This window comes from Nocardioides dubius (assembly GCF_039528155.1).
GTDB lineage: Bacteria > Actinomycetota > Actinomycetes > Propionibacteriales > Nocardioidaceae > Nocardioides > Nocardioides dubius.
The window spans coordinates 227,388-247,711 of the sequence record NZ_BAAALG010000001.1 but is presented as its reverse complement, the minus strand read 5'-3'; the positions used below and the strand labels follow the sequence as shown (position 1 = coordinate 247,711).

The 20,324-nt window shown below is 72.6% G+C and carries 17 protein-coding genes; 8 read left to right on the top strand and 9 right to left on the bottom strand.

The window, feature by feature from the left end:
• The first annotated feature begins 30 nt into the window (after positions 1-30).
• Positions 31-963: a hypothetical protein gene (locus ABD151_RS01115; protein ID WP_343990430.1), complete on the top strand. Its 933-nt coding sequence runs from the start codon at positions 31-33 to the stop codon at positions 961-963.
• A gap of 11 nt (positions 964-974) precedes the next feature.
• Positions 975-2,855: a permuted SH3 domain-containing protein gene (locus ABD151_RS01110; RefSeq protein WP_343990428.1), complete on the top strand. Its 1,881-nt coding sequence runs from the start codon at positions 975-977 to the stop codon at positions 2,853-2,855.
• Positions 2,856-2,880: 25 nt separating this feature from the next.
• Here ABD151_RS01110 and ABD151_RS01105 read toward each other — a convergent pair whose 3' ends face one another.
• The 5 genes from ABD151_RS01105 to ABD151_RS01085 form a co-directional block, all read right to left on the bottom strand.
• Positions 2,881-4,263 (bottom strand): exopolysaccharide biosynthesis polyprenyl glycosylphosphotransferase, encoded by a 1,383-nt coding sequence (locus ABD151_RS01105; protein ID WP_343990425.1) that lies wholly within the window; start codon positions 4,261-4,263, stop codon positions 2,881-2,883.
• Complete coding sequence (locus ABD151_RS01100; RefSeq protein WP_343990423.1) at positions 4,260-4,805, bottom strand: glycosyltransferase; 546 nt, start codon at positions 4,803-4,805, stop codon at positions 4,260-4,262. Before ABD151_RS01100 ends, ABD151_RS01105 begins: the two co-directional genes overlap by 4 nt.
• On the bottom strand, positions 4,805-5,254 hold the full coding sequence (locus ABD151_RS01095) for a UDP-N-acetylglucosamine--LPS N-acetylglucosamine transferase (RefSeq protein ID WP_343990421.1): 450 nt from the start codon (positions 5,252-5,254) through the stop codon (positions 4,805-4,807). The genes ABD151_RS01100 and ABD151_RS01095 overlap by 1 nt, the downstream gene beginning before the upstream one ends.
• Positions 5,255-5,376: 122 nt before the next feature.
• On the bottom strand, positions 5,377-6,054 hold the full coding sequence (locus tag ABD151_RS01090; protein ID WP_343990419.1) for a LuxR C-terminal-related transcriptional regulator: 678 nt from the start codon (positions 6,052-6,054) through the stop codon (positions 5,377-5,379).
• Between the two features lies 1 nt (position 6,055).
• A complete protein-coding gene (locus ABD151_RS01085) occupies positions 6,056-7,429 on the bottom strand; it encodes a sensor histidine kinase (RefSeq protein WP_343990417.1) in 1,374 nt (457 codons plus the stop codon).
• A gap of 509 nt (positions 7,430-7,938) precedes the next feature.
• Here ABD151_RS01085 and ABD151_RS01080 point away from each other — a divergent pair.
• Genes ABD151_RS01080 through ABD151_RS01060 form a run of 5 tightly spaced genes read left to right on the top strand, consistent with a single transcriptional unit; the run spans position 7,939 to position 14,395 of the window.
• Positions 7,939-9,423 (top strand): hypothetical protein, encoded by a 1,485-nt coding sequence (locus ABD151_RS01080; protein ID WP_343990415.1) that lies wholly within the window; start codon positions 7,939-7,941, stop codon positions 9,421-9,423.
• Entirely contained in the window at positions 9,423-10,970 is a 1,548-nt protein-coding gene (locus tag ABD151_RS01075) for an oligosaccharide flippase family protein (RefSeq protein ID WP_343990413.1), read from the top strand. The genes ABD151_RS01080 and ABD151_RS01075 overlap by 1 nt, the downstream gene beginning before the upstream one ends.
• A complete protein-coding gene (locus ABD151_RS01070) occupies positions 10,970-11,869 on the top strand; it encodes a sulfotransferase family protein (protein WP_343990411.1) in 900 nt (299 codons plus the stop codon). The genes ABD151_RS01075 and ABD151_RS01070 overlap by 1 nt, the downstream gene beginning before the upstream one ends.
• A 1-nt stretch (position 11,870) precedes the next feature.
• On the top strand, positions 11,871-13,184 hold the full coding sequence (locus ABD151_RS01065; RefSeq protein WP_343990409.1) for a class I SAM-dependent methyltransferase: 1,314 nt from the start codon (positions 11,871-11,873) through the stop codon (positions 13,182-13,184).
• A gap of 8 nt (positions 13,185-13,192) precedes the next feature.
• A complete protein-coding gene (locus ABD151_RS01060; protein WP_343990407.1) occupies positions 13,193-14,395 on the top strand; it encodes a hypothetical protein in 1,203 nt (400 codons plus the stop codon).
• Here ABD151_RS01060 and ABD151_RS01055 read toward each other — a convergent pair.
• The 4 genes from ABD151_RS01055 to ABD151_RS01040 all read right to left on the bottom strand — a co-directional run bounded on the left by ABD151_RS01055 (position 14,381) and on the right by ABD151_RS01040 (position 19,913).
• Complete coding sequence (locus ABD151_RS01055; RefSeq protein ID WP_343990405.1) at positions 14,381-15,796, bottom strand: glycoside hydrolase family 26 protein; 1,416 nt, start codon at positions 15,794-15,796, stop codon at positions 14,381-14,383. The two genes, ABD151_RS01060 and ABD151_RS01055, sit on opposite strands and share 15 nt — an antisense overlap.
• Before the next feature lie 265 nt (positions 15,797-16,061).
• On the bottom strand, positions 16,062-17,000 hold the full coding sequence (locus ABD151_RS01050) for a glycosyltransferase family 2 protein (RefSeq protein WP_343990402.1): 939 nt from the start codon (positions 16,998-17,000) through the stop codon (positions 16,062-16,064).
• Complete coding sequence (locus tag ABD151_RS01045) at positions 16,978-17,742, bottom strand: CDP-alcohol phosphatidyltransferase family protein (protein WP_343990399.1); 765 nt, start codon at positions 17,740-17,742, stop codon at positions 16,978-16,980. The genes ABD151_RS01050 and ABD151_RS01045 overlap by 23 nt, the downstream gene beginning before the upstream one ends.
• Entirely contained in the window at positions 17,739-19,913 is a 2,175-nt protein-coding gene (locus ABD151_RS01040) for a hypothetical protein (RefSeq protein WP_343990396.1), read from the bottom strand. The genes ABD151_RS01045 and ABD151_RS01040 overlap by 4 nt, the downstream gene beginning before the upstream one ends.
• A 190-nt stretch (positions 19,914-20,103) precedes the next feature.
• On the opposite strand from ABD151_RS01040, the gene ABD151_RS01035 reads away from it, so the two are divergent.
• A partial coding sequence (locus ABD151_RS01035; protein ID WP_343990394.1) for a hypothetical protein occupies positions 20,104-20,324 on the top strand: 221 nt, incomplete at its 3' end.

The window sequence follows — 20,324 nt, the reverse complement described above, 5'->3', positions numbered from 1 at the left end:
CGATGAAGCCCACCACTGAGGAGTCGTGAGATGAAGTTGATCCGTACCGCCCTGATCGCCGCGGCGATGTGCGTCGCCCTGGCCGGATGCGGCGATGACGACGAGCTGACCGACGTCAGCACCTCGTCGAGCCAGGCGCAGAGCGAGGGCAGCGAGTCCGGACAGGACGAGGCCTCGCTGAACCGCGCCTCCGGCGAGGTGGCCGAGGTCAGTGGCAGCACCGCCCAGGTCCAGGGCGACGGCAGCCAGGTCGCCGTCACCTGGACCGAGGCCACCACCTTCACCGCGGAGCAGGTCGGCACGCTGGCCGACCTGGAGGTCGGCAGCTGCGTGATGGTCGCCAGCGCGGCGAGCTCGGACGGCACCGGGACGGAGAGCGCGGACGGCACCGACGCCAGCGCCGCACAGGCGATCGCGGCCGGCACCGTGCGGGTGATCAGTGCGGGAGCCGACGGCTGCACGATGCCCGGCGGCTTGGGTGCCGGGAGCGGTGGTCCCGGCGACGGCGAGCGCCCCAGCGGGATGCCCAGCGACCTGCCCAGCGACCTGCCCGAGGGCGAGGGCGGGCCGGGCGGTGCGCCCGGCGGCCGTGGCCAGATCGGCGAGATCACCGCGGTCGGCACGGACGGCTTCACCCTGGTCTCGAGCATGCCCCTCCCCGGCGACGGCACGCAGGAGAGCGGTGGGTCCACGACCGGCGAGCCGTCCACCGTCGACGTCACCGTGGCCGACGACACGGTGATCACGGTGACCGTCGACGCGGATGCCGATGCGGTCACCGTGGGCAGCTGCGTCAACGCCGACGGCGAGCGCAGCGGCACCGGCACCCTGACGGCCACCACCGTGGCGGTCACCCAGCAGGTCGACGGCAGCTGCCAGCGCGGCTTCGGCGGCGGACGTCCCGGCGGCGCGGCGGGCCCCGGTGGCTCGGACGACGACGACACGGACGGCAGCGCCTCATGAGGCGGCCCTCGTTGAAGCGGCTCGCCGGGGTCGGGGCGGCGGTGGTCGTGCTCGCCAGCGGAGCCGGCCTCTATGCGGCGACCAACGCGGATGCAGCCCAGTACCGCACCACCCGGGTCGGGGTGGGCGACGTCGAGGAGCTGCTGAGCACCACCGGCACCGTCGACTCGGCCAAGCGGGCTGACGTCGCCTTCCAGATCGCCGGCACCGTCGCCTCGGTGAAGGTGGCCGAGGGGGACAAGGTCGCGGCCGGTGACGTGCTCGCGATCCTGGACCGCACCGAGCTGAACGCCGACCTGGTCGAGGCCAAGGCGACCCTGGCCGAGGCCCGGGCGACGCTCGCCGACGACCAGCAGGCCCAGAGCGACAGCGTCAGTGCCAGCGTGACCGGCACGCAGGCAAGCGGCACCACCGAGGACGGCACGTCCGCCTCCGCGAGCCCGTCGAGCCCCGGCAGCACCGGCAGCACCGGCAGCTCCGGCAGCGAGGACGGCACCGGCAGCAAGGACGGCACCGGCACTGGGGACGGCACGACGAGCAGCGGCAGCCAGGGCGCAGGCACCGGCAGCGCCGATGCGGCGAAGCTGAAGAAGCTGCTCGCCCAGGTGGCCACCGAGCAGCGCGCGGTGACCTCGGCCGCCAGCGCCGCCAGCACCGCGCTGGGGACGGCCCGGTCCGCGTTGACCGTCCAGGAGAGCGCCTGCGCGGACGATGCGTCGTCCGGCGCAACGGGGGCGGCGGGCGCCAGCACCACCGACGACGCCAGCGGCTCGGCGACGGCGGATGACGCCGGTGACGACGCGAGCAGCGGGAGCGGCTCCGGGAGCAGTGCCGCTGTCTCGGGTGCCTGCACCACGGCGCTGCAGGAGGTGCAGGCCGCGCAGAGCGCGGCCGCCGACGTCCAGGACGCGTTGCAGACGGCGATCACCACGCTCAGCGGCACCTTGGGCACGGCGGTGGGCGCGGTGACGACGTCCGCCGGCACCGGCCAGGGCACCGGCTCGAACCAGGGCACCGGATCCAGCCAGTCCAATGACCCGAGCAGCGACACCAGCCCCGTAGCGCCCTCCTCGAACGCCTCGTCCTCGAACGCCTCAGCGAGCCCGAGCGCCAGCACCGGTACCGCGTCCGGCCCTGGCAGCGCCACCGTGACCGCGGCCAGGCTGGCCGAGGATCAGGCGGTGATCGACGAGGCCCGGGCCGCGGTGATCCGGGCCAAGCAGGAGCTCGCAGCGGCAGTGGTGCGGGCGAGCCGATCGGGCCGCATCGTCTCGCTCTCGGCCGCCAAGGGCGCCGACGTCTCGGCGGGGGAGACCGCAGCCGTGATCTTCTCCGGCAAGGCGCTGGCGATCGAGGTCTCGCTCACCGAGGAGCAGGTCGGCCAGGTCGCCGTGGGCCAGGTCGCCCGGGTCCGGGCCCCCGGCTCGTCAACTTTCGCCGAGGGCACCGTGACCGCGGTGGGCTCGGTCTCCACCTCGACGTCGGGAACGGCAGCCTTCCCGGCGACGGTGGTGCTGGACGAGGCGGTCGCCGGCCTGCCCAGCGGTGCCAGCGCCCGGGTGGAGATCGTCACCGGAGCGGTCAGCGACGTGATCCGGGTGCCGGTCTCGGCACTCTCCGCCGCGAGCAGCGGCGGAACCGTCCAGGTGCTCGTCGACGGCACCGCGGAGCGGCGCCGGGTGAGCACCGGCAGCAGCGGCGACCGCTGGGTCGAGGTGACCGCCGGCCTGGAGCAGGGCGAGCAGCTCGTGCTGGCCGACCTGGAGGCCGAGATCACCGGTGCCGGCACCTCGCTGCAGAGCAACACCTCCGGCGGGTTCCCTGGCGGCGGCTTCCCGGGTGGCTCCGGAGGCCCCGGCGGTGCGGGCGGCGGCCGCCCCGGCGGTCGCTGACCGACCGCGCCTCCCGGCCTCAGGATCAGTACGCCCCACGGTGCCCGAGCACGGCGGGCACCGTGCGGGCGATGATCCGCAGGTCCAGCACCGGCGACCAGTTGTCGACGTACTCCAGATCGAGCCGCACCGTCTCGTCCCAGGAGAGGTCGGAGCGGCCCGACACCTGCCACAGGCCGGTCATCCCGGGCCGCACCGCGAGCCGGCGGTGCACGTCGTCGGCGTAGCGCTCGACCTCGTTCGCCAGTGCGGGCCGCGGGCCGATCAGCGCCATCTCGCCCCGCACCACGTTGAGCAGCTGCGGCACCTCGTCGAGCGAGTAGCGGCGCAGCAGTGCACCGAGCCGGGTGATCCGCGGGTCCTGGCGGAGCTTGAAGAGGACGCCGCTCTCGTCGTCCCCGGCCTGGGGATGCTCGGCGTGGGTGACCATGGTGCGGAACTTGAGCATCGCGAAGCGCCGGCCGCACTGACCGATCCGCTCCTGGCGGTAGAAGGCGGGGCCGGGCGAGTCGAGTCGCACCGCCAGCGCGATCAGCACGAGCACCGGGAGCAGCACGATCAGCGCGAGCGCCGCGAGCAGCCGGCCGCCGGCGTAGCAGAGCGTGCGCCGCAGGCTGGAGGTCTCGCTGGGCCGGACGCCGAGCAGGGTCAGGTCGCCGCTGCTCTCCGTGGTGGCTCGGGTCGCGCAGACGCCCAGCAGGCCGGTGGCGACGTGCAGGTGCTGGTGGCGCTGCTCCAGCTGCCAGCCGAGGCGCCGCAGGTCCGCACCGCTCAGGTGCTCACAGCCCAGGACCACCACGTCGTCGATGTCGTCGAGGCGTGCGCGCTGGGCCACCTTCGCGGCGTCGGGGGCGGTGCGGTCGACGAGCACGACGTCGTCGCCGTGGCGGTCCAGCAGCAGCTTGGAGAACTGGTCGGCACGCTCACGGTGCCCGACCACCAGCACGCGCCGGGCCGGGCGGGTGCTCAGCCAGACCGTGCGCAGCCCGGCCGCGATCGTCGCCGTGGTCGCGACGGCGAGCAGGACCTGGTCGGCGCTCACCGAGGAGGAGGTCAGCCAGGCGGCGAAGCCGAGCAGCACCGCGGCTCGCAGCATGCCGATCAGGAGCGGGCGGGCCCGGACCCGGCGGTGGCTGAGCAGGTCGCCGGCGCCGTGGTGTCCCTGGTGCATGGCGGCCGGCCAGAGGACGACAAGCGAGACCAGCACGGCGGTGGCCGTGGTGTCGTGGAAGCCCCCGAAGAAGAGCACGGCGACGACGCCGAGGGTGGCGGCCACCAGGTCCAGCGTGCCGAGCACCAGTGCCGGTGCCGCATGCGCGCGGGGCAGGGGAGTGTGCAGCGCGGTGGTGCGTCGCGCGGACGCGTCGATCCGCGCGACGTGACCAGTCCGGAGGCTGACGATGCTCATCGGCGCACTGCTCGCTGCCGGCGCTGCACGGTGGCATCGACGAGTGAGGTGAACCGGGCCACCGTGGCCGCGTTGTCCAGGCCGCGGACCGGCTGCTGGCGGCGGGCCGCCATCGCGCGGCGCACCTGGCTGCGGAGGCTGTCGAGGCTGTCGGCCGGCAGGATCCGATCGCTGCCGCCGAGGTGCCGGACGAACCGTTGCTGGTGGTCGTCGACATGCTCGCCGCGGGCCGGGTCGCGCGGCACGACGACCGGCGTATGGCCGGCCAGTTGGGCGTCCATCAGCAGGCCCGGTCCGGCATGGGTGATCACGGCGGAGGCCTTGCCCAGCAGGGGAGTGAGCGTCTCGATGCCGAGCACCGTGGCTCCCTCCACGCCGCCTGGCGTGCGCTGCGGCCAATGGCTGGTGCCGTACTGCACGTACCAGTTCGACCAGCCCTCGTCGGCCAGGCTGAGGCTCCACTCCACCAGCCGGTCGAACGGGTGATGGTCGGTGCCCACCAGGACCACGACCAGTGCCTCGGGACCGTCGACGCTGCGCATCACCACACCGGTCCCAACAGCACCGAGGAGGAGTAGAGCGGGCGTTGCTCGGCCCACTGCACCAGGAACAGGTCGGTCGCCGGGCGGCAGAGCCGCCCGGTGAGCGTGGGGCTGTCCACCCGGTCGTAGACCTCGAGGTACACCGTCGTGGTCGCCCTGGTCCGGGTCAGCCAGAAGAACGGCACGGCGACCGCGGCACCGGTGGAGACGATCACGTCCGGCCTCAGCTCGCGCAGCAGCTTGCGCGCCAGCGCGGTGTTCCGGAGCAGGTTCGGGATGTTCCGGGTGGTCGGGTAGTGCGCCCAGGTGACCGACTCGCCCGCCAGCTTGCTCGTGGCATCGGGTGTCTCGAATGTCACCCAGTGGCGCTCGTGCTCCCGCCACCACGGCTCCAGGCACATCAACTGCGCCAGATGTCCGCCGGAGGAGCCGACAAGAAGAACGCGCATGCCCACCCCCCTATTGGTCGCGCCGGTCAAAGCCCCCGTGCTTTGCCGTGTCTCGACCCTAAGGAGTGGGCAGTCAGGAATGCATACCCGAAATCAGCGAAATGCCCAAGCAGGGCTAGGGATCACTGCTGAGGAGGCGTCCAACGTGCCTGTCGTGCGACGCCCACTGCGGCCAATTGCGAGGAGACTCCGAGCTTGGCGAGAATCGCCTTCACCTGGGTCCGGACGGTCGCCTCGGAGACCACACTGAGGCTGGCGATCTCCTTGACCTGGCGGCCCTCGAGGAAATGCCCGAGCACCTCGCTCTCGCGGCGGGTGAGTCGCTCGAGCTTGGCTCGGGCCTCCCGCACCGTGGCCTGCTCGGCGTGCCAGGCCCGCAGCAGATCGGTGCGCTCCTCGATGGAGGTGACCGGCAGCCCCTGGCTGACCTTGCGGATGGTGGCTGCGATGTCGTTGAGCGGGGAGCTCTTCGGCATCACCTTGCGCGCCCCGTGCGCCAGCGCCTCGCCCCAGCGACTGCGCTCGATGTTGCCGGTGACCACGATCACCGCGACGCCGGAGCGGGTCAGCGGCTCGACCAGCCGGGCGCCGTTCCCGTGGCTGCCGAGGTCGAGGTCGAGCAGGACGATGCGCGGGTTGGTCCGCAGGATCGCCGGCAGCAGGGTGCTCACGCTGCGCCCCGGATCGCCGAGCGCGATCTGGCGGACGTCGTAGCCTTCCAGGTTGAGGGCGATCACCAGCGACTCGGCGAAGAGGGCGTGGTCCTCGACGATCGCGACGCGTGTTCCCGCGCGGTGCATCTCAGGCCACCCTCGGCAGGATCACCGCGAAGCGCGCACCGAGATGGGACTGCTCGAGCCGGAGGTCGCCGCCGCTGCGCCGGATCTCCCGGCGTGCTGCGTAGAGTCCGAGGCCTTCTCCGGGCGACTGGTCGCCACGCTCACCGCGAGTAAACAAAGTGTCCTCCAAGCTTGCAGGAATGCCGGGACCGTCGTCGGAGATGTGCAGCGCGACGTGCTCGCTGTCGATCGTGGTCCAGACGCTGAGGCGGGCGCCGGGGGCGTGTCGCTCGGCGTTGCCGACCAGGGCCAGGACGGCGCTGACCAGCGCTTCGGGCTGCACCTGGACCTCGGTCCGGGTGGGACGGTACTCGACGTCGACGCCCCGCGACAGCGCAGCGAGCACCAACGGCTCGACCACCTCGTCGAGCTCGATGCTCTGCACCGAGGGCTCCGCGCCCGGTGCGATCCGCGGGTCGAGCAGGCTCTGCAGCCGGGCGAGCTCCGAGTTCAGCAGCTCCTGGAGACGCTGCGACTGGTCGGCGCCCAAGGCGTCGGGGTTGGCGATCAGCAGCTGGGAGGCGGAGCTGATCCCGGCCAGGGCGGCGCGGCACTCGTGCAGCCGCTCGGCGTCGTCATGGACGATCACCTCGGCCAGGGCGGCACGGTCGCTGAGCTGGGCGAGCCGGCGCGACTGGGTCGCGAAGGCGTCCTGGACCAGCGCGATGCTGGTGGTCAGGGTGCTGATCGCGGTGCCGGCGCAGACGGTGGTGACCAGCAGCGAGGCGAAGCTGAGCGGGTCGGTGCTGGTCGGCACGAAGTGGTAGAACCCGATGCCCAGCGCCAGCGGCACCACCAGATGCCAGCGGTACTGGTCCGGGAAGGCGGAGGAGGCGAGCACCCAGCGTGCGCAGACGAAGACCGCGACCGGGAACGCGAGGGAGACCAGCAGGGTGATCGCCTGCTGGTAGGCGTCCAGGTCGAGCGCCAGCCAGGCGCTGCGCAGGAAGGTCAGCGCGAAGCCGCCCAACAGGCCCAGCAGGACCGGATGGCGCCAGCCCGCCGGCACCTGCTGCTTGACCGAGCACCGCGACATCCAGGCGACGGTCAGCATGCAGAGCACGTCGGTGGGGACCACCAGCACCTCGGTCGAGCGGAGCTCGGAGGTCAGGTAGAGCTCGGGGCGCAGGTAGATGGCCAGCACGATCATCGCCGAGGCGATCCAGCCCGAGGCGGGCTGGTCCAGCAGGTACCAGCGGCACAACAGCAGCACGGCGCCGGTGACCAGCACGAGCGCGAAGCAGAGCTGCGTCGCCTGCGCGATCAGGGCCAGCGCGTCGGCCTGCCCGGTCTGCTGCAGCACGAGCAGCGTCGTCGCGACCACGAGGGTCGTCACGACCAGAGCCAGAGTGAATCGCCAAGGGTGGGGATCTGGCGACGCTTCTTCCGGTTGAGCCTGGCCTTCGGGCCCGAACGTGAAGAGGACCGAATCCGAGATTGCAGGTTCAGCACGAAAGGACTTCACCGCTCCCCGTGGCGGTTGGGTTCCTTCCACATTGAGAAGAGTACGTGGCATCGCCACCCCCGTCATCAGTTGTGATGACCTTACCCAGTTTTGGGGGTGCAATTCTCGAAGTGATTACTACCGAATTGCGAAAGGGCCGAAGGTCCCGCCTGGGAAGCCGATCCTCCGGGGTGCATTTCCTCGTTGCTCTTGAGTACTGAAGGCCGTCGCCGACCGGCTCGCCTCCCGCCTGGGGGCTCTCCCCAAAAGTGGGGTTCTCTGCGGCCACGAGCCCGCAAATCCCGCACGCGGAGTCACGATGGTGCTCGATCGCTGCACCGGCCAGACGGCATCCGTCCAGGCGGTGCGCGGCACGAGCAGGGGGAGTGCAGTTCGTGGGTATGCGTGGACGCCGAATGCGAGCGCTGTTGCGCCGGGGCGTGGTGCTGGCCGTGGTCCTGGTCGCGGTCCTGGGTGTGGTGGGCGCCTGGGTGGGTGCCAAGCGCGATCAGCTGCACCAGGCGACGGCCACCATCCTGGTCAACCCGCTCGAGGGAAATCCGTTCAGCCCCGACGGTCGCGACGGGCTCGTGAACCTCGAGACCGAGGCTCGGCTGGTCACCGCGGACGCCGTCGCGCGGGCGGTCGGCAACAAGACCGGGCTGGACGACCCCGATGCCGTGCTCACCGGCGTCAGCGTCGAGGTGCCGCCCAACACCCAGCTGCTCCGGATCACCGTGGAGCGGCGTGACGCCGCCCTGGCACGCCGGCTGGCGAACGCCTATGCCGAGGAGTACCTCAACTACCGCGAGGCCCGCACCGCCTCCACCGTCTTCACCCGTCAGGCGCACCTGACCGAGGAGCTGCGCTCGATGAAGGCGCAGCTGACCAGCCTCACCAAGGAGCGTGCGGCGGCCGGGGTCAGCGCCGAGCGGCGGGCGCTGCTCGACCAGCAGATCTCCGGGCTCGTCTCCCAGGTGGCCCAGGTGCAGGCCGAGCAGACCACCCTCGGCTACGTCTCCCAGGACCCCGGCCAGGTGGTGACGCCGGCGGTCGAGGAGTCCGCCGGGCCGCTGCCCGCCGCACTGCTGGGGGCGATCGCCGGGGCGGGTCTCGGACTGGCCCTCGCGCTGGGCGCGGTCTATCTGCGGGCGCGCCGCGCCGACAAGGTGGGCACTCGCACCGACCTGGTCGCGGCCGGCTACGAGGTGATCGGCAGCGACGACGACGCCGACGCCCTGCGCGCCCGGATCCTGGTCGAGCTCCCGCAGCGGCCGGCTGTCGTGCTGCTCGCCGACGCCGGCGAGCAGGGCGCCGCCTCCGCGGTCACCGGCGAGGCACTGGTCGACTCCTTGGCCCGGGCCCGCCTGCGCACCGTGCTGGTGGTCCTCGACGACTCCGCGCTGGGCGGCAGCGGCGTCGAGCGCCGGCCGATGCGCTACCAGCGCGGCCTGGTCGAGGTGTTGCGGGGTCGGGCCAACCTGGACAAGACCCTGGTCCCGGCCGGCGACTTCGCGCTGCGGCTGCCGCCCGGAGGGACGACCGAGCGCCCCGCCTGGGGCGACCTGCTGGCCTCACCCGAGTTCGTCGGCCTGGTCAAGGACCTGCGCGAGCGCGGCGAGATGATCGTCTTCGCCGGGGTCGCGCTGCCGGGGCCGGACGGGCAGCTGCTGGCCGGGCACGCCGATGCCGTGGTGATCCAGGCGACCACCGGGCTCAGCACCAACGCCGAGCTCGAGGCCGCGCTGCGTGAGGTCGATGAGGGCCCGGCCCAGGCACTGGGCATCGTGCACCGAGCAGCGCCGCAGTGGCGCCGTCATCCCGTGAAGGAGCACCACCGCGCCGCCGAGCATGAGCACGCGGTGCGAGCCGACGAGGCGTCCTGATGGCCACCCTGCACGTCACCCACGCCACCCGCGCGCACCTGGGCCAGATCGCCCGGGGCGGTGCGGCGGGCCTGGCCGGTGCGCTGATCGCCGGCGGTGCGGGCTTCGGCCTGGTCGTGGTGGTGGCGCGCAGCCTCCCGGCAGCACAGGCCGGCGTCTTCTTCGCGGTCACCGCCCTGTTCCTGATCGTGGAGGGCCTGGCGGTGCTGGGCACCGACACCGGACTGGCCCGCTTCGTGCTCCGCCTGGAGGCCACCCGGAGCTCGGCGGCGATCGTCTCGCTGATCCGCGCCACGATGCGCACCACGCTTGCCGGTGCCGCGATCCTCGCGGTGATCCTGGCCCTGGTGGCGCAGCCGCTGTGTCAGGCCCTGGGCTGGGGTGACGACGCCGCGCGGGCCCTGACCGTCTTGGCGATCGCGCTGCCGGCGGCGGTGCTGGCCGACCTCTCGCTGGCCGCCACCCGGGCCTTCGGCGAGATGCGCAGCACGGTGCTGGTCGACCGGATCGTGCGGGCCGGCAGCCAGCCGCTGCTGGTCGGGGTGGCGCTGGCCTTCGGCACCGGGCTGCCGGGCGCGATCGTGGCCTGGTCCGCGACCCACTTCGTCGGCGCCGCGCTGGCGCTGGTCGCGCTGCAGCATCGGCTCCGGCAGCGCGGCCACGGCTCGATCCGCCGGGCCGGGTCGCTGGCACCCGGGGTGCTCGGAGAGTTCTGGTCGTTCACCTGGCTGCGTGGGCTGGCCCGGGTGGCGCAGCTGGGGATGCAGAAGCTGGACATCATCATCGTGGCGGCGCTGGTCTCGCCGACCGCGGCCGCCGCCTACACGGTGGCGACCCGGTTCGTGCCGCTGGGGCAGATGGCCACGCAGGCGATCCAACAGGTGCTCCAGCCGCGGATGACCGCGATCCTGGTCCACGACGACCCGCGCACGCTGAGCGAGGTGTACCGGGTCTCCACGGCCTGGAACATGATCGTCGCCTGGCCGCTCTACCTGGGCGTCGGGGCGCTGGCGGCCACCTACCTGGAGATCTTCGGGGGCACCGCGCTCGTGGTGGAGGACGCCGAGCTGGTGGTCGCGGTGATGGCGCTGACGATGATGGCGGCGGTGGCCTCAGGGCCGGTGGACACGCTGCTGCTGATGGCCGGGCGCAGTGGGGTCAGTGCGGCCAACACCGCGCTGGCACTGGTGATCGACGTGGTCGGCTGCCTGCTGCTGGTCCCGCGCCTGGGCATCCTCGGTGCCGCCCTGGCCTGGGCCGCGGCGGTGCTCACCCGGTGCTCCCTCGCCTTCTGGCAGGTGCGCCGCGAGCTCGGCGTGCATGCCCTGTCGCGGGTCACCGCCCGGGCCGGCGTGATCCCGCTGCTCTGCGTCGGTGCCCCGGCGCTGGCGCTGGCCGCGCTCGACCCGGAGCCCGCCCTGCTCTGGAGCGGCGTGGCCCTGATCGCCGTCCTCTACTGCCTGGTGCTGTGGCGGTGGCGGCAGGCGCTGGCCCTGGACGGACTGCTGGCGAAGATCCGCCGCGGCGGCCGGGCACAGGAGGCGTGATGAGCCAGAACCCGATCCGCGCGCTGACCGGCTTCGCGCAGCGCCACCTGCCTGACGGCGTCCGGCTCGCGGTCCGCCGTCTCGCCCTGGGCTGGGGAAGGGCGACCGCGCGCTGGCGCCAGCTCCCCGAGATCGTGGTGATCGGTGCCCAGCGCAGCGGCACCACCACCCTGTTCCGGATGCTGGAGGAGCATCCGGAGCTGATCCGGCCCACGCTGAGCAAGGGCACCGGCTACTTCGACGACTCCTACCGGCACGGCCGGCGCTGGTATGCGGCGCACTTCCCGCTGCGGCTCAGCGCCCGGCTGCTCGGTCGCGGCGCGGCGGTGCGCACCTTCGAGTGCAGCGGCTACTACCTCTTCCATCCGCTGGCCGCGGAGCGGGTCGCCGCCGACCTGCCCGGGGTGCAGGTGGTGGTGATGCTGCGCGATCCGGTCGCCCGGGCCTACTCGGCGCACCGGCACGAGCGCGCCCGCGGCTTCGAGGACCTCGACTTCGCCGAGGCATTGGCCGCGGAGGACCGGCGCCTCGGTGGCGAGGCCGAGCGGCTGGCGCGCGATCCGCAGGCGGTCAGCTACGCCCACCGGCACCACGCCTACGCCGGTCGCAGCGCCTACCAGCCGCAGCTCGAGCGCTGGGTCAAGGCGCTCGGCGAGGACCGGGTGCATGTGGTCGAGGCGGAGCGCCTCTTCGCCGACCCGGTCGGTGAGTTCGACGCGCTGCAGCGCCGGCTCGGGCTGCGCCGTCACCGCACCTCGATCCTCGAGGCCTGGAACGCCCGCCCGGGCGCCGGCCTCGACCCGGAGCTGGAGGCACGGCTGCGCCGTCGCTTCGCCCCCGATGACGTCTACGTGGCCGCCCTGATCGGCCACGAGCCCGCCTGGAGAGAGGAACAGTGACATGGCGCTGGCGGTGATCAACCACCATCCCAAGATCCGTCGGATGCGACGGGCCACCCGGCTGCGTGCGCATCAGATGGCGGTCGCGGCCTATGCCACCGCGCAACGCACGCCGATGCCGACCGGGGTGCGCGACGCGCTCCGCGACCGCCTGGCGTGGCAGCCGGAGCTGCGCGTGGTCGACGTCGACAAGCTGTTGCTGGGCGGGCAGAACCGGCTCGACGCGGCCGGCTTCGCGGCGGCCGTCGGAGACCCGCAGTGGGCCTCGACCCGGGTGGCGGACGGACCCCATGCGGACTTGTTGCGCCGCGCTGCCCGGGCACCGCTGAGCGACGAGGAGATCCTCGGCTCGCGCTACGCCGCGATGGCCCGGGTCTCGATCGCCGCGAGCGGTCAGTACTTCTCGGCTCATGACGACGCCGGCATCGTGGAGTTCGCCCGGGAGTTCATCGGCACCACCGACGAGCTGGTGCCGCCCCCGGACCGCAAGCCGCACCAGACCCGCGCCGGTGCTCCGGTCGAGGTGGCTCCGATCCGCGACTCCGACTGCTACCAGGTGATCGACGGCCACCACCGGGTGGCGCGTGCCGCTGTGGAGGGGATCGACCAGATCGCCGTGCGGGTCAAGCGGATCGCGGTGCACACCGGGCTGCAGGAGATGCTGGACGCGATGTCGTGGATCGGCGGCGAGCCCGAGCTCTACCAGCCGCTGACCGCGCCGGAGGTGGCCACCTGGCCGACCGTGCGCGGCTGCCAGGACCGCTTCGAGGCGATGATCGCCGTGCTCGACGAGATCGGTCTGGAGGCCGGCAGCTACCTCGACGTGGCCAGCTGCTACGGCTGGTTCGTGGCGGCGATGGGCGAGCACGGGCTGGCTGCCGAGGGCGTCGAGCAGGACCCGATCGCGCCGCGGCTCGGCCAGGTCGTCTACGGCCTCGAGCCGGGGCGGGTGAGCACGGGGGAGGCGGTCAGCTTCCTGCGCGCCGCCGAGTACCGGTGGGACGTGGTGAGCTGCTTCAGCCTGCTGCACCACTTCGTGCTCGGCCGTAGCGAGGACTCCGCCGAAGCGCTGGTGCAGGCCCTGGACGCCGCGACCGGACGGGTGCTCTTCCTGGACACCGGCCAGGAGCACGAGGCCTGGTTCCGGGACTCGCTGGCCGGCTGGGACAGCACCCGGGTCCGGGAGTTCCTGGAGACCGAGACCAGCTTCGACCGGGTGGTCGACCTCGGCCCCGACCAGGACGACCGTCCGCCCTACAGCGGCAACTACGGACGCCACCTCTTCGCCTGCATCCGCGACGAAGCGGTGGACTGAGCACGACGATGAGCCAGCAACGACTGCCCCGCTCGGCACCAGGCGGCGATCTGGTCGCCGCCGTCGCGGATCTGTGGCCGAGCGCCGTGCCGGGTCAGGAGAGCGGGCCGGTGCAGGCCCGGTTCTGCGTGGTCCCGGCGGCCGGTGGTGTGGGCACCGCGCTCCCGTTGGACTCGCCGCGCGCCAGTGCCCGCGCGGTGCGGAGGTTCAACGCGGCCGCCACCACGCCGGCGGTGGCGAAGCGGCTGATGCTGGCCGCCGCGCTGCGGATGGGGGCCGGCCGGCTGCTGCCGGCCTCGTTCGAGGTGGCCGGTCCGGACACGGACTCCCTGGCCCGGCTGCTCGACACCGTCTTCGGCGAGCCGGTCACCTTCTCGGTCGCGATCGGCACCGCGCGGGTCAATCGCAAGCGGGTGCTGGAGGTGTTCGGCGAGCGTGGCGACACGCTGGGCTTCGTGAAGCTCGGCGGCAGCTCGGTCTCGGACGCCGACGTCGCCGCGGAGGCAGCCGCCCTGCCGCATCTGACGACGTCGGCCCTGCCCGGGCTGAGCGTTCCGCAGGTGCTGTGGAGCGGGAGCTGGCGCGGCGCGCAGCTGCTGGTGATCACCGCGGTCCCGCAGAGCCCGCGGCAGCGTCGGGTCGACCGGCGTGATCCGCCGTTGCCGGAGATCGCCGAGCTGACCGACGCCTTCGCCGAGGGGCCGTTCGCATTGACCACGAGCGGGTGGTGGGAGCGGACCGAGAGCCGGCTGGCTGCCCTGGCCGACGAGTCGCGACGGGTGCGGGCCCTGGCCTGCCTGGAGGTGCTGGGCGCCCGTGCGGACGAGCCGGTGCCGTTCGCCGCCTGGCACGGCGACTGGACGCCCTGGAACATGGCCCGGCATCTGGGTGGCCTGAGCCTGTGGGACTGGGAGCGCTTCTCCACCGGAGTTCCGGCCGGGCTCGACGTGTGGCACTACCTGCTGAATGCGCGGCTCGCCGGTGCCCTGGAGCCGGAGACGGCGCTCGCGGTGCTCCGCGACGGCGAGTCGTTCTGGCGGGCGCTGGGGGAGCGGGTGGCGCACGACCCGGAGGTCGGGATCGGGATGTACCTGGCCGAGATCCTGGCCCGGTACCTGCCGTTGGCAGAGGGCGCCGGTGGCGACGTGATCCTGTCGCGCACCGACGCCCTGCTCACTGCCTGGGAGGCGTGGGCATCAGCCCAGCGGTAGCCGCGGCGTGCCCTGCTGGGCGGCGCGGTACGCCTCCTTCTTGGTGGTGTTGCCCAGCTGCCACGGGGCGATGCTGTTCAACGTGGTGTTGAAGTAGGCCATCGCGACGCCGTCGCGGGCCTCCAGCTGACGCTGGGTGCGGCGGATCCAGTCGGGGTCCGTCTTGGCCGCGGCGTCGGTGTAGCCGGTCTCGGCCAGGCCCCAGGCCACGTCCTTGGTCTTGGCCCAGGCCTGGATCTTGGAGAAGTAGGCACCGTCCATGTCGGTGGCCTTGAGGGTCTTGCCGTTCTTCACCACGCCGAGCGAGTTGTAGATGTCGAAGCCGGCGACGTCGACCTTCACCCGCGGCCAGATGTTGGCCAGCGAGAACTCGCTGGAGCCGTAGAACTCGTGCCAGCCGGTGAGCACGACGGTGTAGGCCACGTTCGGGGCGGCCTTGCGCACGATCGGCGCGAGGCGCTCCTGGGCGGCACGCCAGTCGGCCATGTTCCCGTCGCCCTCGGGCTCGTGGTGGAAGGCGACCCAGACCGGCCCGTCGAGGGCGGCCATCTTGGTGGCGATGTCCTTCGCCCAGGCGTCGCCCGAGCCGGAGGCCATCTTCTTCCAGTCGTGGGGGAACTTGAAGCTGATCCAGGGCAGGCGGCCCTTGGCGATGTCGGTGCGCGCGGTGGAGACGGCGCTGCTGACCTGGTCGGCCCGGTAGTAGGTGCGACGGACGCCGAGGCGGCCGCTGTACTCGGACTCGACCTTGGTCGGGTCCGCGTTCGAGCCGTAGGCCATGCCCAGGTAGCTGCCGCAGTCCGGCAGGCCGCGGGTGGTGAACGTGCAGCCGTTGCTCAGGGTGCCGGCCGCCGGGTCGGCGGCGGTGGCGTTGGAGGTCCCGGTGCCGGTGGCGGCCGCGGTGCCCTCGGTGCGGCTGGCCGCGACCTTGACCTGCTCGCTGGTGCGCAGCGACGGGACGGCGACCTGGACCCGGGTGCGCAGGCCGGTACGGGCCAGCTTGCTGGTCAGGGTGACCTTCTTCCAGGTGCCCGCCTGCACCTTCACGGTGCGGGTGGCGAGCTTGGCGCGGTCGGCGCCGAGGCGCACGGCGCTGACCTTCACCTGGTGCGCGCGGTCGGCCTTCACCCAGACCGTCCAGCGGTGCGCGCGGGCATTGGCCGTGGTCGGCGCGGTGCGCAGGCGCAGGGTGGTCGGGCGGACCGCCTTGGCGCGGTGCACGACGGCGCTCTGGCGCTTCGCCGCAGTGGGGGCGACGCGCGACTTGCTGGACGGGGCGACCCGCCAGGTCAGCGAGGCGCGCTTCGCGGTCTTGCTGACCGCCTTGGTTCCGGTGCTGCTGGTTGAGGACTCTGCCGTCTTGGCGAGCGCGGGCGTGCTGTGGATCAGCGATGCGCTCACTGCGCCGGTGATGACGACTCCTACAAGGGATCGAACGATCGATCGTGTCGGGGTCACGAACTCACTACCTTCATCTTCGGCGGTGCCGCCGAGCCTGCATCCCCCGAGATGGACGCGGCGCACACCGTTCAATGCGTCGCATCGAAGGTAGCGGCGACCGCAGACGCAGGCGACGAGTCATCGCCAAGATGAAGCATTTTTGGCAGACGGTGTCTGCTTTTGTCCCTTTGGTACCCCCTCCTTAAGTAGGTATGCGGCCTGTGGTCTAGATGCCGTGGCCTCGCCGATGGGCCAGATCCAGCAGCCGCTCGGCCGAGACCAGGCGCAGCGCGACCGCCGCGGCCAGGTAGGCACGGCGCTCGCTCGGCGCGGTCCGCACGGTCTGTGCCGCGGCCCGCAGGGCGCCGCGGCGGTGCAGCGCTGCCAGCGCGAAGGCGCGCCGGCCCTGGAGCCGGGCCAGCGCACGCCGGTCGGCGTGGAACACCTGGTGCTTGACCAGGCCGTAGTCGATGGCGCGCACGATCACGTCCCAGTTCTGGGAGAACTGGGAGCCGCCCCAGCGGACCCGGACCAGCGGTGCCGCGGCCAGCGCGAGGGGTCCGTTCTGCGCGGCCCGGATGATCCAGTCGAAGTCCTCGCCGTAGCTGCCGGGGATCTCCTCGTCGACCAGACCGATCCGCTCCAGCAGGGCCTCGCGGCGCACGGTCACCGTCGAGGGATGCGCCTCCATCACCCGGTTGCGCACCAGCGCGGAGATCTCCAGGTCCTCGATCCGAGGCACCCGCTCGGTGCGCTCGCCGTCGTACTCGACGACGATCCCCGACACCACGGTGTCGGCACCGGAGTCGAGGAGCTCGGCGATCTGCCGGGTCGCCTTCTGTGGCAGCCAGACGTCGTCGTCGTCGCAGAAGGCGACCAGCGGCGCGGTGCCCGCCAGGATGCCGGAGTTGCGGGCACCGGCCAGGCCGGGCGTGCGCTCGTTGCGGTGCACCAGCACCCGACGCTCGGCGCGCCCGGCGGCGGCTGCGGCGATCGACGGGTCCGGCTCCGACTGGTCGAAGACCACGTGGACCGTGATCAGCCCCGGGTAGTCCTGGTCGAGGACGGCGGCCAGCGCCTCGGCGAGCAGCTGCGGGCGGTTGCGGGTCGCGATCACCACGTCCAGTGCGGGCAGCCCCTGCTCAGACGGCGTAGAGGCGGACATGCCGACCCTCCTGTCCGCCCTCGGCACGGGCCTCGTCGAGGACGGCGGTGAGCCGGGCGATCCGGCGCAGGTTCACCGCCACCACCAGGGCGTAGCCGACCGCACCGGCGACCACCACGGCCGGCAGTGCCTCGGCGGGCAGCAGCAGTGGGGCGAGTCCGAAGACGACGATCTCGACCTCCAGCACCCAGGGGAAGGCGGCCATGTTGATCCGGCGGCACCAGGCGAGCCAGGAGCGGAGCACCGGGACCCGGCTCCGCAGCGCATGGTCGGAGCCGCCGTCCCCGCGACCGGCCGAGGCGGCCAGCAGCTTGCGGTGCCCGAGCGACCAGTTGTGGACGCCGAGGACCGCGAGCAGGGCGAGCGCTCCGGCGCTGGCCAGGCCCTCCGCCTGGACCAGGTGCCAGCACAGGGCGGCGGCCACCAGGTGCAGGCCGACGACGTCCGCACTGATGTCGAGGGCCGCGCCCCGGGCCGATCCGCTGCCCTGGCGTCTGGCGACCATGCCGTCGACGCAGTCGAAGAAGTAGCGGGCCAGGAAGAGCGCTCCGCCGAGGCGCAGCTGCCCGGTCGCGAAGCAGACGGCGGCGCCGGTGGCCAGGGCGAGCGCCAGCAGGGTGATCCGGTTCGGCGTCACCCAGGAGCGGACCGCGAGGCGTCGCGACAGCGGCTCGGCCAGCGGGTCGACCGCGAGACGTGCCCAGATCATCCGGGGCGGCGCGGTGCCGGTCGTGGTGGTCATCTCTTCCTCCTCGGATGCAGCCGCCTGAAGGGCACCGGGCTCGGCCGGCCGGGGCGGCGGGTGGCGGTGAAGGCGCCGGCGGCGACCCCGACCAGCAGGCCGATGGCACCGCCGCTGGTGGTGCGCAGGGCGCTCTTGCGTGCCACCTCCTCGGGGTCGCTGACGTTGACCACCCGGCCCACGGTGCGGGTGTCCGCGCGCAGCCTGCGGTCGGCTGCGTTGAGCCGCAGCAACAGGGTGGCGGTGGTCGGGTCGGTCGGCAGCACCTTGCGCAGGTCCTGGTTGAGCCGGGTCAACAGGTCGGTGCGGCGTTCGTCGACGTACTTCTGGCGGGCGCTCAGATAGGTCTTCGCGATCGCCACGCCGCGGGCACGCGACTGCTCCGCGCTCGGCCCGCTCACGGCGAGCACCAGGATCTGGGTGTTCGGCTCCGCGCTGAGCCGGACGCCGTCGCGCAGCTCCTGGGTGGTGATCGGGCTGCTCGCCGCTGCCGCGGCAGCCCGCTTGCGCTTCTTGCCGGCGGCCTTCGCCTCGTCGGGCGCGGCCTCGTCGGCGGCCAGCTCGGCGGCGGCGTTGCGCAGGGTCTCCTCGGAGAGCAGGATCGCGGCCTCGGTGTCGATGGTGATCCGCAGGTCGCGACGGTTCACCTCGGCCTCGCCGAGCACGTCGCCGATCACCGCAGGGGAGTAGGGGTCCGGTGGGCTGGTCAGCACCAGGCGGACCTCGGTGGTCCAGGTCCGGGTGGTCTCCTGCATCGTCGATGCCATCCCGGCCCCGGCGCCGAGCAGGGCCAGCACCAGCGCCAGCGGGGCGCCCCGGCGCAGGCGCTCGCCGAGCTGCGGGCCGGTCCAGGCCGTGAGCCCGTTCTCGCGTTGCTCGCGCCAGACCAGGGCGATCGCGACGAAGACCAGCATCAGCGGCAGGCCGAGCGTGTCGTAGACGAAGATCTGCAACGCGAAGAAGGCCAGCACGAACGTCGCCAGGATCTCGTTGCGGGTGCGACAGCGCCAGGTCCGCGACAGCGCGAAGACGAGGAAGCCCAGGAAGAGCGCGACTCCGATCCAGCCCTGGGAGAAGAGGACCAGCCAGAAGTGTCCCTGCGTGCCCAACGGCGGGACGCCACAGGCCGGGCAGTCCGGCGTCGAGCCCCCGGAGATGGAGGCGAAGCTGCCCTGCACGTCGCGGGTGGTGCCGAAGCCGATCAGTGGCGAGCCCGTGCTCACCGAGTCGACCGTGGCGCTGGCCAGGCTGCCGCGTCGGGCATTGCTGTGCTGGTTCGCCATCCGCTCGTTGACCAGCGCGATCAGCGGGCCGGCCGCCACCACCAGAGCGATCGCGATGGCGACTCCGCCGGCGACGAGTCGACCGAGCTGCCCGTGCCGCAGCGCCAGCACGATCACTCCGACGACGCCGAGGATCACGCAGGCCCACAGCCCCCGGTTGAGGGAGAAGACGATCGGGACGGAGGCGATCGCCAGGCCGGCACCGACCAGCACCCGAGCGCGGAGCCGTCCGGTCGCCGCCCAGGCGATCGCGAAGATCGCGGAGAGCGCCATCACGCTGCCCCAGGTGTTGGTGAACGCGAACGGGGCCTTGGGTCTGGCCTCGGGGCGGCCGAGCACCAGCTGGATGTCGGCGGCCTGGGGATGCACCAGCGAGGCGACGAAGGAGTTGGCGCGCAGGCCGCGCGGCAGACCGGCCTCGAGCACCGAGGTGAACTCGAAGCTCGGGGCGAGCAGGCCGAGCAGGCCGCCGGCGGTGCTCACCGCGAAGAGGAAGCCGACCAGGCCGTAGACGGTGCGATCAGGCAGTGCCTTGCGACTGGTGTTGCCCAGCCAGAGCAGGACGGCGGTGCAGGCCAGGTACCAGGCCAGCCGATAGCCGAAGACCATCGCGCGTCCCGCGCCGTCACCGCCGGGTGCCGCGCCCGGCGCGTCGACCCCGAGCACGAAGACGCCGAGCGCCACCCAGCCCAGGAAGAGCAGCCAGAGCGTGGCGCCCGGTGGCAGATGGATCGGCTCGCGACGGCGCAGCAGGTGGACGGCCAGCACGGCGGCGACCGCGAGCGGGAACAGGGCCGTGACGCCGAGCGCCCACCACACCGGGAAGCCCAGGAAGATCAGGGCAAAGAGGAGGCGCGAATCCGCGCCACGACCCCAATGCCCCCGCATGTTCCTTAGCCAACAGCGATCTGAGGTCTGAAACGTCACCGATATGAGGGATCTTGGGCTCTCGACCCCTGACGCAGCAGGGCCTGCGACTTAACGTCGGCGTTGCCGGAGATTCGGGCTCAGTGCGGAGGGGACGGGACAGGATCGCCATGCCGAAGACAGCAGTGGCCACAGACGTGGTGGTGACGTGATGGGGCGCGTCACCCAAGCGTCCAGGGAGCGCGAGACGGGCTCCGCCGACCGGAAGTTCCCACGTGCACGGGGGTCTCGTGGGAAGACTGCCGAGGAGGAGGAGCGAGCCGCGATCCGCGAGCACGAGCTCGAGGCCTCCCAGGTGCGGGTGGTCCTGCTCAGCGACCAGCTGCTGACCCGCGAGGCGCTGAAGGCGGCGATCTCCTCGCGCGGCGTCGC